General features: G+C 31.7%; 17 protein-coding genes. 6 read left to right on the plus strand and 11 right to left on the minus strand.

The genetic code is table 11. The features are described 5' to 3' along the window. Window positions 1–2: 2 nt before the first annotated feature. The gene (locus VK164_RS03680; RefSeq protein WP_324208055.1) at window positions 3–1,181 is read left to right on the plus strand and encodes a M28 family peptidase; all 1,179 of its coding nucleotides are present in this window, start codon (window positions 3–5) and stop codon (window positions 1,179–1,181) included. 39 nt (window positions 1,182–1,220) lie between these two features. Here VK164_RS03680 and rlmF read toward each other — a convergent pair whose 3' ends face one another. The 4 genes from rlmF to VK164_RS03700 form a co-directional block, all read right to left on the minus strand. Beyond that, window positions 1,221–2,171 (minus strand): 23S rRNA (adenine(1618)-N(6))-methyltransferase RlmF, encoded by a 951-nt coding sequence (rlmF, locus tag VK164_RS03685; RefSeq protein ID WP_324208056.1) that lies wholly within the window; start codon window positions 2,169–2,171, stop codon window positions 1,221–1,223. Window positions 2,172–2,232: 61 nt separating this feature from the next. Beyond that, window positions 2,233–2,895, minus strand: a complete 663-nt coding sequence (locus VK164_RS03690) for a thiamine diphosphokinase (protein ID WP_324208057.1) — start codon at window positions 2,893–2,895, stop codon at window positions 2,233–2,235. 30 nt (window positions 2,896–2,925) lie between these two features. Then, complete coding sequence (locus VK164_RS03695) at window positions 2,926–3,747, minus strand: DUF4249 domain-containing protein (RefSeq protein WP_324208058.1); 822 nt, start codon at window positions 3,745–3,747, stop codon at window positions 2,926–2,928. 4 nt (window positions 3,748–3,751) lie between these two features. Next, a complete protein-coding gene (locus VK164_RS03700) occupies window positions 3,752–6,121 on the minus strand; it encodes a TonB-dependent receptor (protein WP_324208059.1) in 2,370 nt (789 codons plus the stop codon). A 127-nt stretch (window positions 6,122–6,248) separates the two neighbouring features. Between VK164_RS03700 and VK164_RS03705 the strand changes: the two genes are divergently transcribed. Beyond that, a complete protein-coding gene (locus tag VK164_RS03705) occupies window positions 6,249–6,911 on the plus strand; it encodes a hypothetical protein (protein WP_324208060.1) in 663 nt (220 codons plus the stop codon). A 55-nt stretch (window positions 6,912–6,966) separates the two neighbouring features. Here the strand turns inward: VK164_RS03705 and VK164_RS03710 are convergent, their stop codons facing one another. Together VK164_RS03710 and fahA are read right to left on the minus strand one after the other, a co-directional pair. Continuing rightward, window positions 6,967–8,190, minus strand: a complete 1,224-nt coding sequence (locus VK164_RS03710) for an NADP-dependent isocitrate dehydrogenase (protein ID WP_324208061.1) — start codon at window positions 8,188–8,190, stop codon at window positions 6,967–6,969. A gap of 162 nt (window positions 8,191–8,352) precedes the next feature. After that, a complete protein-coding gene (fahA, locus tag VK164_RS03715) occupies window positions 8,353–9,639 on the minus strand; it encodes a fumarylacetoacetase (protein WP_324208062.1) in 1,287 nt (428 codons plus the stop codon). Window positions 9,640–9,751: 112 nt separating this feature from the next. Here fahA and glyA point away from each other — a divergent pair, with 112 nt between their 5' ends. Beyond that, a complete protein-coding gene (gene glyA, locus VK164_RS03720) occupies window positions 9,752–11,026 on the plus strand; it encodes a serine hydroxymethyltransferase (RefSeq protein WP_324208063.1) in 1,275 nt (424 codons plus the stop codon). 103 nt (window positions 11,027–11,129) lie between these two features. Here glyA and rplS read toward each other — a convergent pair whose 3' ends face one another. From rplS to VK164_RS03740, 4 genes are all read right to left on the minus strand, one after another. After that, window positions 11,130–11,486, minus strand: coding sequence for a 50S ribosomal protein L19 (gene rplS / locus VK164_RS03725; protein ID WP_324208064.1), 357 nt, complete (start codon window positions 11,484–11,486; stop codon window positions 11,130–11,132). Between the two features lie 138 nt (window positions 11,487–11,624). Further along, the gene (gene trmD / locus VK164_RS03730; RefSeq protein ID WP_324208065.1) at window positions 11,625–12,302 is read right to left on the minus strand and encodes a tRNA (guanosine(37)-N1)-methyltransferase TrmD; all 678 of its coding nucleotides are present in this window, start codon (window positions 12,300–12,302) and stop codon (window positions 11,625–11,627) included. A 17-nt stretch (window positions 12,303–12,319) separates the two neighbouring features. Beyond that, on the minus strand, window positions 12,320–13,120 hold the full coding sequence (locus VK164_RS03735; protein WP_324208066.1) for a class I SAM-dependent methyltransferase: 801 nt from the start codon (window positions 13,118–13,120) through the stop codon (window positions 12,320–12,322). Window positions 13,121–13,129: 9 nt separating this feature from the next. Further along, complete coding sequence (locus tag VK164_RS03740; RefSeq protein ID WP_324208067.1) at window positions 13,130–13,576, minus strand: DUF1569 domain-containing protein; 447 nt, start codon at window positions 13,574–13,576, stop codon at window positions 13,130–13,132. An 85-nt stretch (window positions 13,577–13,661) separates the two neighbouring features. Here VK164_RS03740 and VK164_RS03745 point away from each other — a divergent pair, with 85 nt between their 5' ends. From VK164_RS03745 to VK164_RS03755, 3 genes are all read left to right on the plus strand, one after another. Further along, complete coding sequence (locus VK164_RS03745; RefSeq protein WP_324208068.1) at window positions 13,662–14,594, plus strand: peptidylprolyl isomerase; 933 nt, start codon at window positions 13,662–13,664, stop codon at window positions 14,592–14,594. 83 nt (window positions 14,595–14,677) lie between these two features. Beyond that, window positions 14,678–14,962, plus strand: a complete 285-nt coding sequence (locus tag VK164_RS03750; RefSeq protein ID WP_324208069.1) for a cytochrome c — start codon at window positions 14,678–14,680, stop codon at window positions 14,960–14,962. 70 nt (window positions 14,963–15,032) lie between these two features. Then, entirely contained in the window at window positions 15,033–15,539 is a 507-nt protein-coding gene (locus tag VK164_RS03755; protein ID WP_324208070.1) for a hypothetical protein, read from the plus strand. 3 nt (window positions 15,540–15,542) lie between these two features. Here VK164_RS03755 and VK164_RS03760 read toward each other — a convergent pair whose 3' ends face one another. Continuing rightward, window positions 15,543–16,097, minus strand: a complete 555-nt coding sequence (locus tag VK164_RS03760) for a thioredoxin family protein (protein WP_324208071.1) — start codon at window positions 16,095–16,097, stop codon at window positions 15,543–15,545. Window positions 16,098–16,106 lie beyond the last annotated feature (9 nt).

The raw sequence follows: 16,106 nt of genomic DNA on the forward strand, positions 1-16,106 counted from the left end.
ATATGAAATTAATAAAAGGCTTTGTCTTAGTACTTCTTGTGTTTGTGAATTATTCTTATTCACAAACTTTTATTCAATCGTATGCAAACATTGTTGCACAAACATCACAAACAAATATTACTACTAATTTGACAGAGTTTGAAGCTTTGGGAGTTAAGCGTAGAGGAACGGTAGCGCTTGATAACACCTTAAATTGGTTGAAAAACAAATATTTAAGTTACGGTTACACAGCAAGTCAAATGGTTGAAGATCCATTCACAAATGGAGCTTATACATGTGAAAATTTGATAGTTACTAAAGTAGGAACAGTTTATCCAAATACTTATGTAATTATTTGTGGTCATTATGATTCGTTGAATGGTAGTGGTACTAATGATAATGGAAGTGGAGTTTCGACTATTCTAGAAGTGGCTAGATTATTGCAAAGTGTACCAACTGAGTATTCAGTAAAATTTATTAATTTTAGTGGTGAAGAAGACGGTCTAATAGGTAGCCAACATTATGTGACTTCTGTAGTAAATTCAACTACTCCAAAATTGAATATTAAATTAGTTTTTAATATTGATCAAGTTGGAGGTGTGGCAGGAATGACAAATAATACAATTACTTGTGAACGAGATACAGGAAATCCGAGTACTAATAATGCAGCTTCAACTACAAAAACAAATGAATTGATTACTTGTGTTGGATTATATTCTCCTTTAAATACACTTTTATCTTATGCATATGCTTCTGATTATATGCCTTTTGAAGATAATAATGAAGTAATTACAGGGTTTTATGAAACGAATGAAACAACACATGGTCATTCTGCTACAGATTTGTTAGTTAATATGGACCCAGTTTATGTGTTTAATGTTGCTAAAGCAGCTACAGGAGCCATGCTGCATTTTGCTGTAGCTTCAACAACCTTGAGTGAAAATAGTTATAATGAAGATTCTCAAGTTAGTTTTTTTCCGAACCCTGCAAAAGATTTTTTAAATATTAATATAGGTACATTGACAGACGAAAGTTACAGATTTTATTTAATAGATATTAATGGAAAAGTTGTCTTAGAAAAAAGTATTTCATCAATTAGCCAAATTGAAAAAGTAAGTGTAAATACTTTACCTAAAGGCATATATCTAGCAAATTTAGAGACAAAAACAAAAATAATCCGAAAGAAAATTGTTATTCAATAAAATATTAAAGCCAGAAATCATTTTTTCTGGCTTTAATATTTAATCATTATTTAAGTTCCATTCGTTTTGCTGTTTTTGGCTTAAAAAGGTCCAAGCAACAAATCTACTTCGTTTTTGACCTTGTGCCATTTCAACCGTTTTTATGGTAACTGCACCTACTTTATTTAGTGTTTTATATATTGTTTTCAAGTTGTCTTTTTTTGAAACCAATGTGGTAAACCAAAAACATTGCAGAGGATATTTTACGCTTTCATAAATCATTTGTGTAATGAATCCGATTTCTCCTCCCATACACCATAATTCGGCATTTTGCCCGCCAAAGTTTAACTTTTTCTCCTTTGTTGCAAGATTGTTTACTTTCCTTGTATTAGCTTTTGAAGCGGCTTCTTCTGAAGAATGAAAAGGAGGATTACAAATCGTGAAAGTGAATTTATCTTCTGGGAGAATGATATTTTTAAAAATATAACGTGGATCAGTTTGTAATTGTAGGCTAATTGTTTCAATTAATTTCGGATTTTGACCAATGATTTTTTTACAATTCTGAATTGCATTTTCGTCAATATCTGCTCCTACAAAACTCCAATCGTAACTTGAATTTCCAAGAATTGGATAAATACAATTTGCTCCAATGCCTATATCTAATCCTAGAATATGTTCTCCTTTAGGAATAATTCCATCATTAGAATCTGCCAATAAATCTGCTAAATAGTGAATATAATCTGCTCTGCCAGGAATCGGTGGACATAAATAATTTTTAGGAATATCCCAATTTTGAATGCTATATTCCGAAATTAAGAGTGCTTTATTTAAAGCTTTTACAGCTTCAGAATTACTAAAATCAATAGTTGGTTCCGAATTGTTTTTATTGGAAACAAGAAATAACTTTAATTCTGGAAATTCAATAATAAGTTTTTCAAAATTATATCTAAATCGATGTGGATTTCTGGGATGTAAATTTGTTTTTTCAGGTTCGATAGGTTTGCTCTTCATTTGTTCTATGCTCTATATCAAATGTAAGGAATTTACTTTATTTCAGCAAACTATTTCACTATTAGTCCCAGCATTCCATTAATAATAAATCTCCTGTTACGTGTGAAATACTTACAATTCCATCTTCTATAACATGATTACTGCTTCCCGTTCTATATCCAATAGTTAATTCTTCATTATTTAAGGGATAGAAAAGATTTTTTGTGGTTATTCCACTAACTTTTCCAATTGGAATTAATGATAAAGCTGTGTTTGCTATGTACCATTTATCATACTTATTTGGTAATAAAAATACTTTTGAATGATCGTCTAAAATGACAATTTTTAGCTGGTCGCGATAGCTAACGATATTGGTTATATTGGTTATGGTATGATCGGCTCTTTTTCCTGTTGCCCAAATGACATTTACTGCTTTATGCCCTTTTTCAATGAGGTAATCAAAAGCTTTTTCTAAATCGGTTTTATCTTGATTTGGAGTTCTAACAATTGTTAATGGATATTGTTGTTCTAAATAATATTCTGGATTAAAACCTCTATCAAAATCTCCCAATAAAACATCAACTTTAATACCTAATTCAAAAACTCGCTCAATGGCAGAATCTAAAACAATCACTAAAGGTGACCATTCTAATAATTGTCCCATTAATTCTTCACTACACGAAGCTCCATTAGCAATAATTAAAGCGGGTTCTTGATCGTCGCGTACAATGTGATGTGATGACATGTAATTGGAATAGGTTAGTAGTTAATTTTATTATTGAACAATGTATGTTTCGCTATCAGTTTCAGACAATCTGAAGTAGCCTAAAGCAAAGTTATCAAAATTTGTTTGATTAATAATGTTTCCTCTTACAGTTGCTGGAGGCGTTTGAAAAGGACTGCCACCATTGCCACCTGCAATTCCCAGTATTACATTCATATAATTATAATAACGTTCAGAGACACCATGTAAGGTAAATTGTAATTCATCAGCAGCTTTCATGTCTTCATTTGTGTATAAACCAAACATTTGATTGCCCTGAAAAAACTCATCATCAATCACATCATATTCAGGCAATGTAGTAAAAGAAGAATTGAATTGAATCAAATAAAAATTATCAATTAATCCATTATCTTGAAAATAAAATTTCACTTCAATTTCATCACCAGTAAAACCTCCATTGTTATTTTGTGTTACAGAATCAACAGTAGGAACACCAATTAATTGCTCAGTTGCGGTATAAATTTCTCCATTATTGACAACTGTTAAGACATAAGTTTGATTGATTTCTGGATTAAAATTTGTACAAACATAATTGCCAGTTCCAAGAGTTTCTGTAAAATCATACTGAATTCCATTTCCATCAGTAACAAAAACAGTTGCTCCAGATACTACTGGGATTGTACTTGAATAGTAATCTGTTGTTGTGGTAAGTTTAATAATTTGTTCGTTTCCAGCAGTTCCCTTTTCCCATTTAATTGAAGCGTCAATTACTAATTTTGGTGGCGCAGTATCTAAATTAATATCCACCACATCTTCACAAGAAAAAAAGGATAGAGTAAGTAGTAAAACAAGTATTTTATATATAGTTTTCATGTATTTAGAATTTAAAGTTATACGTCACACTTGGTACAATTCCGAAAATCGATAAACGAATTGCTTCATTATTTCCAGAATCTTGATTTTGTCTAAAACTTATTGAAGCGGCATTTTTTCTGCTATACAAATTATAAATACCAAATACCCATTCACCTTGCCAATTTCTACTTTTGTTTTTAGTTGGATTTAGCGTTGCAGAAACATCTAAACGGTGGTATGTTGGTAGTCTATTTTCGTTTCGTAATCCATAACTAGGAATTGTGATACCTTGATATTCATATTGCCCGTTTGGATAAGTTACAGGTTGTCCTGATTGTAATGAAAAAATACTACTAAAACTCCATTTTTCATTTAATTTATACATTCCTGTTACTGATAAATTATGAAGTTTATCCCATCCAGTTTTGTACCATTCACCATTATTTATTCCAGATTCGGAACTATTTCTACCAGGTGTTTGTTGTTCTGAACGTGATAAAGTATAGGAAACCCAACCATTTAATCGGCCTTCGTTTTTGCGGAATAATACTTCTAATCCATAAGCTCTTGCTTTTCCATTTAAAACTACTTGTTCAATAGCATTATTTGCAATTAAATCTGCTCCGTCAATATAATCTAATCTATTTTTAATTTTTTTGTAAAAAGATTCAATTTCTAAAGTATATCTCCCATTGTTCAATTCTTTAAAGTATCCAATTGCTAATTGATCTAATATTTGTGGTTTCAAAAAGTTATCACTTGGCGCCCACACATCTAATGGAGTAGGAGATTGTGTATTTGAAATTAAATGTAAATACTGAGTCATTCTATTGTAACTCATTTTTATGGATTGATTATCATCTAAAAGATAAGCTACCGAAAATCTAGGTTCTAAATTATTGAAGTTAGCGATAGTTTCATTTTTGCCATAATTTATTGTTCCTGTTGGGGTGGCTTTTTCATAGATTTGTTGCTCGGCATTGAAAACAACAGCTTGGTTATTTGCATAAGTATTGATTTCTTGATTTCCTAAACGATAAAATAAGCTGTAGCGAACACCATAATTAATTGATAATTTATCTGAGAGTTGTTGTTCAACATCTAAATAGACGGCTGGTTCAAAAGCATATTTTTTATCCAATTGGTCAGGATTGATTCCTGAAGAACTATTAGTAGGTTCAATTTTACCCGGATTAAAATCATAGTAAATGGCATTAATCCCATAAAATAGCTTTGTTTTGTTGTTTACATAATGTTTAAAATCATATTTCAGATTATAATTTTTGATACCACTATCCCAATTAAATCCAACAAAATCTAATGTCAATCCATAATAATAGTCGCTATAAATCAATGATAAGTTTGAAAATAACTTATCATTGAATAAGTGGTTCCAGCGTAAATTTAAAACTGTATTACCATAAGTGTTTACAAAACTATTATTCAAGCTAAAAACATCTCTTCCAAAATATCCTGAAAGGTATAAATTGTTGTTTTCGCTTAATTTATAACTTAATTTGGTATTCAAATCATAAAAATATGCTGAATTATCATTGTTTGATAATTTTAAAAATAAATGAGCATAAGAGCTTCTTCCAGCCACTAAAAACGACCCTTTTTCTTTTATTATAGGGCCTTCAGCCATGATTCTACTAGAAATTAATCCAATACCACCCGATAAATTAAAATTATTACTATTTCCTTCTTTTTGGTAAATATCTAATACTGAAGCAACACGGCCACCAAAACGAGCTGGAATACCACCTTTGTATAATTTTAAATCTTTAATAGCATCTGCATTAAAAACGGAAAAAAAACCAAATAAGTGAGATGAGTTATAAACAGTAGCCTCGTCTAAAAGAATTAGATTTTGGTCTGCTGCACCACCTCTAACATTAAAACCAGACTGTCCTTCACCAGCATTAGTAACTCCAGGAAGGGTTGTGATTGATTTTAAAATATCAACTTCACCTAAAACAACTGGCATTTGTTTAATTGTACTAATAGCGATTTTGTTTACACTCATTTCAGGCTTTCGGATGTTTGTTTTATAGGGGTTATCTTTAATAACAATTTCATCTAATTGTTGTGTAGATTCCGAGAGCGATATATTTTGTTTGGTATTTTCTTCTAAATTTATAGTAATGGTTTGCGTTTCATAACCAATTGAACTAATTTCTATTTCATATGTTCCTTTTGGAATTGTTAGAGAATAAAAGCCATATTCGTTAGTGAATGTGCCTATTTTTAATATTGGAATCACTACAGAAACACCAATTAATGTTTCGTTATTTTTAGCGTCAGAAACATTACCACTTAGGGTTACTTTTTCTTGAGAATAACTAATTGTTGTTATTGCTATTATAAGTAAGAGTTGTATGTATTTGTACATAATTTAGGCATGAAAATTGAATTACAAATTTGACGATTATTGTTGGCAAATGTTTTAAAACTTATGTTAATTTATATTTAAAACTCAATTTATATTATAATTTTACATTTTTAAGTAATTCTTGAATATGCATTTCAAAATATTTTTAACCATAACGCTATTTTCTACGTTGTTTGTCTCTGCACAGAATGATACGCCTTTTAAATCACCTAAGTTAAAATTAAATTGGGATGAACCAGTAAAGGCTGAAACCAAATCCAATACAATTACTTTACCATATAAAAGTATTTTGGATAAAGACGACTCTTATTTGAAAAGATATTCGATTCTTAAAAAAGAAAAAGGTCAGGAAAGTGTTTTGGCTGAAAAAACTGATTTTAAAAACCCAGGAGAAGAATTAAAAAACAAGTTAAATAATCAAGACAAAGCCATCAAACCAGAATATAGAAGTAATCAGTTTTTAGGAGAGTTTAAAAGTAAATCGAAATATGTAAAAATTGTTTGTAGAGATCATGAATATCCTGATGGTGATCGAGTAAAATTAATGTTGAATGATAAAACCATTATTCCAGAAATTTTATTAGAAGCAAGTGTTAAAGAATATTATGTAGATATTACTAATGGTTTTAATAAATTAGATTTTGAAGCTTTAAATCAAGGAACTTCTGGACCTAATACGGCAGCTTTTAGTGTGTATGATGATGCTGGAAATCTAATTACTTCTAATGAATGGAATTTAACCACAGGCATAAAAGCGACTATAGTAGTGGTTCGAGAAGAGGATAAATAAGTAGAGTAAATAAAAAAGCGTTCCAATTTGGAACGCTTTTTTTATGTTATATAAATTAAGCTAATTTTTTATCTAAATTTACTTTTAATGTTTGAAGGAAATCTTCGGTTGTTAAATAATCAGCATCTGTTAAACCCTCTGGTTTTACTAACATTGCTAAATCTTTAGTCATTTTTCCACTTTCAACAGTTTCAATACAAACTTGTTCTAATTTATTACAAAAATCAATTAATTCTTGATTTCCGTCTAATTTTCCTCTGTGTTCTAACCCTCTAGTCCAAGCGAAAATAGATGCAATTGGATTTGTTGATGTTTTCTTTCCTTGTTGGTGTTGACGATAGTGACGTGTTACAGTTCCGTGAGCAGCTTCAGCCTCAACAGTTTTTCCATCTGGAGTTACTAATACAGAAGTCATTAATCCTAATGAACCAAAACCTTGTGCAACTGTATCAGATTGTACATCACCATCATAGTTTTTACAAGCCCAAACAAATCCTCCGTTCCATTTCATTGCAGAAGCAACCATATCATCAATAAGTCTGTGTTCGTAAATCATTCCATTAGCTTCAAAGTCAGCTTTGTAATATTGTTGATATACTTCTTCAAAAATATCTTTGAATCTTCCATCATATGCTTTTAAAATTGTATTTTTTGTAGAAAGATACAAAGGCCACTTTTTAGTTAATGCCATTTGAAAAGAAGAATGCGCAAATCCATAAATACTTTCATCAGTGTTATACATAGACATTGCTACACCATCACCTTTAAAATCATAAACATTCCAAGAAGTAGTTTCACCAGCTTCGTTTGTAAATGACATTGTTAAGGTTCCTTTTCCTTTGATTACTTTATCAGTAGCTTTATATTGATCACCAAAAGCGTGACGACCAATAACAATTGGCTTAGTCCATCCTTGTACATAACGAGGTACATTGCTCATGATAATTGGCTCACGAAAAACTGTTCCGCCAACTATATTACGAATAGTTCCGTTTGGTGATTTCCACATTTCAGAAAGGTTAAATTCTTTTACTCTTTCTTCATCTGGAGTAATGGTAGCACACTTGATGCCTACATTGTATTTTTTGATTGCTTCAGCGGAATCAATTGTGATTTGGTCTTTAGTTGCTTCTCTACTTTCAATTCCTAAATCGTAATATTTGATATCTAAATCTAAATAAGGAAGAATTAATTGTTCTTTAATAAAGCTCCATATAATTCGTGTCATTTCATCGCCATCCAATTCTACTACAGGATTAGCTACTTTAATTTTTGCCATATTGCTAGGTTTGTTGTTTTGTTTGTTTAAAAAAATGCGGTCACAAAGATAAGAAATTCACATCAAATGTTAAGTAATTGCAAACGAAATCGATTGAATTATTAATTTCATATTTTTAAACCAAAAAAATACTAAAAACGTAATTTTTAGCGTTCTAAAATGTTAGAACTTCAAATTTATGGCTGGTAGTAACTTACTTGATACTTCACCAAATCCAACTCTAATATTGTCTTTTTGACAAAATCCTCTAATAATTACAGTGTCATTGTCATTAATAAATTTACGCTCACTTCCATCTTTCATTTGAATTGGTTTTTGCCCGCCCCAAGTTAATTCTAACATAGAACCGAAAGAATCTTCTGTTGCTCCAGAAATTGTACCACTTCCCATCATATCTCCTGAATTTACTCTGCAACCATTTATGGTATGATGTGCCAATTGTTGCGCCATTGACCAATACATATATTTGAAATTTGAACGCGAAACAATAGTTTCTTCCGCATTTTCAGGCTGGATAGCTACTTCTAAATTGATATCAAAAGCTTTTTCGCCTTTTTGTTGTAAATATGGTAATGGAGTAGGAGATTGCTCAGGACCTTTTACTCTAAATGGTTCTAGAGCGTCCATAGTCACAATCCATGGTGAAATTGAAGAGGCAAAGTTTTTAGCTAAGAAAGGTCCAAGTGGCACATATTCCCATTTTTGAATATCACGTGCACTCCAATCATTAAATAAAACCATTCCAAAAATATGCTCTTCGGCTTCTTCTACAGGAATTGGTTCTCCCATTAAATTCGCATCAGTAGTAATAAATGCAGTTTCTAACTCAAAATCTACTAATTTTGATGGTCCAAAAACTGGTGTTGTTTCTCCATTTGGTAAGGTTTGTCCATAGGGTCTGTGAACAGGAATACCAGAGGGAACAATTGTAGAACTTCTTCCATGATAGCCTACAGGAATATGTAACCAGTTTGGTAACAAAGCATTTTCAGGGTCGCGGAACATTTTTCCTACGTTTGTAGCGTGTTCTTTAGAACTATAAAAATCGGTGTAATCTCCAATTTGTACAGGTAAAAGCATTTCAATGTCTTCTACTTTAAAGATGATTACTTCACGATGCGAACTATTATCTCTTAATTTCGGATTAGTTTCATCAAAAAGTTCAGCTAATCGATTGCGTACTAAGCGCCATGTTTTTTTTCCGTCAGAAATAAAATCATTTAATGTGTCTTGCATGAACATATCGTCTGTTAAATCGATACCTTCAAAATAACCTAATTGTTGTAAAGCACCCATATCTATGGCACAATTTCCAATTCGGGTTCCTATAGTGATGACATCTTCTTTAGTGATGAAAACACCAAAAGGGATATTTTGGATAGGAAAGTCACTGTTCTCAGGAACATTTATCCATGATTTTCTTTTTGGGTCATTGGCAATATTTGGCATATTTATGTTGTTAGTTTGTTGTTGAAAAATTATGAATCAAATATAAAATTATCTAGCAATGTAACAAACCTTTTTCGTAATTTTGACCTAATTTTAACGAATATTTATTGCAATGCAACGCGACGAACAAATTTTTGACCTAATTCTTGACGAACAAGATAGACAAATTCACGGAATTGAATTAATTGCTTCTGAAAACTTTGTAAGTGACCAAGTAATGGAAGCTGCAGGTTCATGTTTAACAAATAAATATGCCGAAGGCTATCCAGGTAAGCGTTACTATGGTGGTTGTGAAGTAGTAGATATTGTAGAGCAAATAGCGATTGATAGAGCAAAGGCACTATTTGGTGCTGAATATGTGAATGTACAACCACATTCTGGATCTCAGGCAAATACTGCTGTTTTTGCAGCTTGTTTAAAACCAGGCGATACTATTTTAGGATTTGATTTATCACATGGTGGACACTTAACGCATGGTTCTCCTGTGAATTTTTCTGGAAAATTATATAATCCAGTTTTTTACGGTGTTGATGAAGAAACAGGTGTTTTAAACTATGATAAAATACAAGAAATCGCTATAGCAAACAAACCAAAAATGATTATTGCAGGTGCTTCTGCTTATTCTCGTGATATGGATTTTAGACGTTTCAGAGAAATTGCTGATAGCGTTGGGGCTTTATTATTAGCTGATATTTCACATCCAGCTGGATTAATTGCTAAAGGTTTATTAAATGATCCAATCCCTCATTGTCATATAGTAACAACAACTACTCATAAAACATTAAGAGGACCAAGAGGAGGAATGATTATGATGGGTAAAGATTTTGAAAATCCATGGGGATTAACTACCCCAAAAGGAGAAATCAGAATGATGAGCCATGTGTTGGATATGTCTGTTTTTCCTGGAAATCAAGGAGGCCCATTAATGCATATTATTGCGGCTAAAGCGGTGGCCTTTGGAGAATGTTTAACAGATGAGTTTTTCCGTTATGCAATGCAAGTGAAGAAAAATGCACAAGCAATGGCAGAAGCTTTTAATAAAAGAGGGTATAAATTAATTTCTGGTGGAACGGATAATCACATGATGTTGATTGACTTGCGTAATAAAAATATTTCTGGAAAAGAAGCAGAAAATGCTTTAGTTAAAGCTGAAATTACGGTTAATAAAAACATGGTGCCGTTTGATGATAAATCACCTTTTATTACTTCGGGAATTCGTGTAGGTACACCAGCTATTACTACCCGTGGTCTTGTGGAAGAAGATATGGAAACGGTTGTTGCCTTAATTGATAAAGTATTGATGAATCATACGGATGAAGCGGTTTTAGAACAAGTTGCAGAAGAAGTTAATGATTTAATGAGTGAAAGAGCAATGTTTGTTTTTTAAATAAATATTATAATAAAAAAAACGGAAGTTACTTCCGTTTTTTTTATTTCATAAAACAAAAAATCCCGCAATTGCGGGATTTTTTATACTTGAGAAAGTAAGATTAGTTTTTGTATCTTCTTTCTTTAATTTTAGCTTTTTTACCAGTAAGGTCTCTAAAGTAATAGATACGAGCTCTACGAACTTTACCTCTTTGGTTAACTTCAATTTTTTGTAAAGCTGGTAAGTTTACTGGGAAGATACGCTCAACACCAACAGAACCTGACATTTTACGAATTGTGAAAGTTTCAGTTGCTCCAGCACCTCTTCTTTGGATTACAACTCCTTTGAAGAACTGAGTTCTAGTTTTTTCACCCTCTTTAATTTCATAGTACACAGTGATAGTATCACCAGCACCAAATTCTGGGAAATCTTTTTTGGCAACAAATTCGCTATTAACGAAATCAACTAAATTTGACATAGTTTAAAATATAAAAGTTTGATTCAAAGCAACATAAACGTCTATCGCCAGAGGTTGATTCAAAGTGGGTGCAAAATTAATAAAATAAATTAATAATTAACAATTTATGATTGAATAATTTTTATAAAAAATATAATTTTACTCTTCTAATAAGTCGGGTCTTCTTTTTTTGGTATGCTCATATGCCATATCTTCCCTCCATTTTTCTATTTTTGGAAAATTTCCACTCAATAATATTTCTGGAACTTTCCAACCATTATAATCGGCTGGGCGAGTGTAAATAGGTGGTGATAATAAATTATCTTGAAAACTATCTGTTAAAGCTGAAGTTTCGTCACTTAACACACCAGGAATCAATCTGATGATGGCATCACAAAATACAATAGCTCCAATTTCGCCACCACTCAATACATAATCTCCAATTGAAATTTCACGAGTAATGTGCATATCACGAACTCTTTGGTCCACACCTTTATAATGCCCACATAAAATCAATATGTTTTCATACATCGAAATCGAGTTGGCCATTTTTTGATTCAAGGTTTCGCCATCAGGTGTCATATAAATAATTTCGTCGTAGGTTCTTTCGCTTTTCAATTTTGATATACAAGCGTCAATTGGTTGTACCATCATCACCATACCTGCTCCGCCACCAAATTGGTAATCGTCAACGCTTTTTTGCTTGTTGGTTGTGTAATCTCTTAAATTATGAAAATGCACTTCAACCAATTTTTTTTCAATGGCACGTTTCATTATGGAAGCCTCAAACGGACTTCGCATTAATTCGGGTAAGACTGTAATAATATCAATTCGCATGGTGCAAAGATAGTCGATTATTTTTTAGTTGCTAATAACGAATATACCATTGGAATCTTATTTTTTAAATGTTTGATTCGGAATTTATTTGGTTCAAATTCTTCGGTTTGATTGAAACAATTGTATGGAGAATAATCAAATTCATTGAAAGAATTTAGTTCTAAATTATTTATAATCAATGCATTTAAAAGTTCCGATGTAGGATGATTCCATGTAATCGTTTTTGCAGAAATTTCGGCATCTCTATTTGCATAAGTACCAGATTCATTCTCAATAATTTCCTCAGTATTGAAATAATTATAGAAAACCTCCTTGAAATCATTATCAAACATCCAAACTACGGGGTGAAAGTCAGCCATAACAAATTTTCCGCCGGGTTTTAAAAAATGAGAAATCACTTTAGCCCATTTATCTAAATTTGGAAACCAACCAATTGTACCATAACTGGTAAAAACAATATCAAATTTTTCGTTTAAATGATTGGGTGCATCATAAATATCACAGCATATGAAAGTTACATCTAAATTTAATTTCTCATTGATTTCCTTTGCTCGTTCAATGGCTTTGTCTGACAAATCAACTCCTGTAGCTTTGGCTCCCATTCTTGAAAAAGTCATAGTATCTTGACCAAAATGACATTGTAGATGTAATATATTTTTCCCTTTCACATTGCCAAGCAATTCTAATTCAATATCGTTTAAGGTAGATTTTCCTTTCAGAAAGCCATCCATGTCATAAAAATCTGAAGCAATATGAACATCAACTTTATTGTTCCAAGTTTGCTTATTGATACTGATATAATCTTTATTTTCTTGCATTTTTATATTTTAAACTCCAAATTGTCTTAAATGATGATCAACATGTCTCCACATTAATTTATCCCAATCTTCGTATGTCATTTTACCCCAAAATGGATGATTCATTGTTTTTATAGCACTTGTGCCTTCATTTGAAAAACGACTAAATCTTTCGATTAATTCTTTTTTTGAGGTTTCGAAATCGTAAGTTTCAATAAAAACAAATTCTTTTGCTGTTGGACTATTGTGTAAAAACTCATTATTCAAAACTTTATTTTTAGCTACTCTCCCCAAAATTTTCATCATTAGGCTAACTTTGACTTCTTTTTCGCCAAAAGCAACATCGATTGCAGCAATGCAATGTTTGAACATTTGGTCAACATTCATTTTTCCCCACAAACCTTGTGTTTCGGATGTTAGTTGATTGATTCGTGCAATTATAGCTTCATTTGATGCTTTATCGTAAATAGAATTCATAGTTTAGTTTTTAATTACTTCCAAAAATACAATTATTCTCCAATTATTGTATTAATTTTGCACTTTCAAATTAAAATTCAAAACAATGGAAAACGGAATATATGCTAAATTTAACACAGCTAAAGGTGCTGTTTTAGTAAAATTAACACATGATTTAACTCCTGGAACAGTTGGTAACTTTGTAGGATTAGCTGAAGGACAATTAGAAAATTCGGCTAGACCAATGGGAAAAGCTTATTATGATGGATTAAAATTTCACCGTGTAATTCCTGATTTTATGATTCAAGGTGGTTGTCCTCAAGGACAAGGAACTGGAGGACCTGGTTATAACTTCGACGATGAATTTCACCCAAGTTTAAAGCACGACAAACCAGGCGTTTTGTCTATGGCTAATGCTGGGCCTGGAACTAATGGTTCACAATTTTTTATTACACACGTTCCAACAAATTGGTTAGACGGAAAACACACTGTTTTTGGACATGTAATTGAAGGACAAGATGTTGTAGATGCCGTTGCACAAGGAGATGTAATTGATTCACTAGAAATTCTAAGAATAGGAGAAGAGGCTCAAAAATGGAATGCAATTGAAGCTTTCAGAACATTTGAAGGATCTAGAGAGAAAAGAATTGCAGAACAAAAAAAAATGGCAGAAGAGGCCTTAGAAAAATTAGCCGCTGGTTTTCAAAAAACTGAAAGTGGTTTACGTTATCAAATCATTCAAAAAGGAAGTGGTAAACAAGCTGAAAAAGGCAAAAAAGTATCTGTTCATTACCAAGGAGCATTAGAAAACGGACAAGTTTTTGACTCTTCATACAAAAGAAAGCAACCAATTGATTTTACATTAGGAATTGGTCAAGTAATTGAAGGTTGGGACGAAGGTATTGCTTTATTAAAAGTAGGAGACAAAGCACGTTTTGTAATTCCATCTTATTTGGGATATGGTTCTAGAGGTGCTGGAGGTGTTATTCCACCAGATGCAACTTTAGTTTTTGATGTAGAATTAATGGATGTAAAATAATTTACTTTATATATTAATTAAGAATCCCAAAATATTGTTTTTGGGATTTTTTTTTATATTTACGAAACAAAAACTAACTAAATATGAAAACTAAACTATTTGCAGCTGCTATTATTGGTATGTTTATTTTTGCTTGTTCTCCAAAAGTAAGTCAGCCAGAAGCCCCTAAAACACCTGAAGCACCCTTATCACCCGAATTAGCTGCAGGTAAAATGTTGTATGAAAACAACTGTGGAAAATGTCATAAATTATATGATGCTAAAGATTATACAGCAGAAAACTGGACACCAATTTTATCAAGAATGCAGAAAAAGGCAAGAATATCTGATGAAGATAGAGAAAAAATCTATGCATATTTAACAAAATAAAAAAATGAATCCGTCAATTGACGGATTTTTTTTGGTATCATTTTTGTAATTTTACGACCAATTAAAGGCTATGAAATCTAAATTATCTTTTTTCTTTCTTCTTTTCACTTTGTTCTCATTTGGTCAAGTGCCACATTGTGGGTTTGATTTTACTTCCTACTTAGTTGTAAAAGCACATGAAGAAGGTAAGTCTGAGAATATTCCGGACTTAAAAATTACTTTAGTAAACGAAAAGGGAGAAGTTGTTATTAATGAAAACAACAAGTATAGTTGGAAATTTGGAAATCAAGCTTTAATTTTTTCTAAAAATTATATCATCAGTAAACCAAACGAAACTGTAAAATGGTTTTTTCCATATGCTGCCGATACTTATTTATTATCCGTCACAAATACATTTCCTGCTGAAGAATTTTACATAAAAATAGAAGATACAAAAGCAATTTATAAAACGCAAACACTCCAATTGCAAACTTTTAATATGTATATTTTATGTTCGAGTGAAAACGAACGCCAAGCTAGAACTTTTGGACCAAGAAGTAACAACCCAATTGAAGTGGTGATGGAGAGAAATAACTAAAATTTACTTCCACTTAATATTACACCCAATACTCGGTTTTTGTTCGGGATTGATTGTTCTATTTGAAACGACACCATCAATTGCACTTCGTAAATCTGAGCCGCTTAAAGGAATGTTATTTCCTGGGCGACTATCATCAAGTTGACCTCTATATACCAATTTGTTTTGGTTGTCAAATAAATAAAAGTCGGGTGTGCAAGCTGCATCATAAGCTTTTGCAACGTCTTGTGATTCATCATATAAATACGGAAACTCAAAATGATTTTTAAATGCAAAATCATACATTAAAATTGGACTATCCATTGGATATTTTTCCACATCATTACTCGAAATAGCAACAAAACCAATTCCTTGCACTCTATAATCATTTGCAATTCGAATTACTTCATCCATAACATGGTGAACAAACGGACAGTGATTGCAAATAAAAAAAACTAAAGTTCCTTTCTTTCCTTTACAATCATTATAATCGAGAAAAGAATTAGTGATAGTATCTTTTAAATAAAAATCGGGTGCTTTAGTTCCTAACGGAAGCATGTTGGATGGAGTTTGAGCCATGAGTAGCGT

This window comes from Flavobacterium sp. (genome assembly GCF_035299005.1).
In the GTDB taxonomy this organism is placed as follows: Bacteria; Bacteroidota; Bacteroidia; order Flavobacteriales; family Flavobacteriaceae; genus Flavobacterium.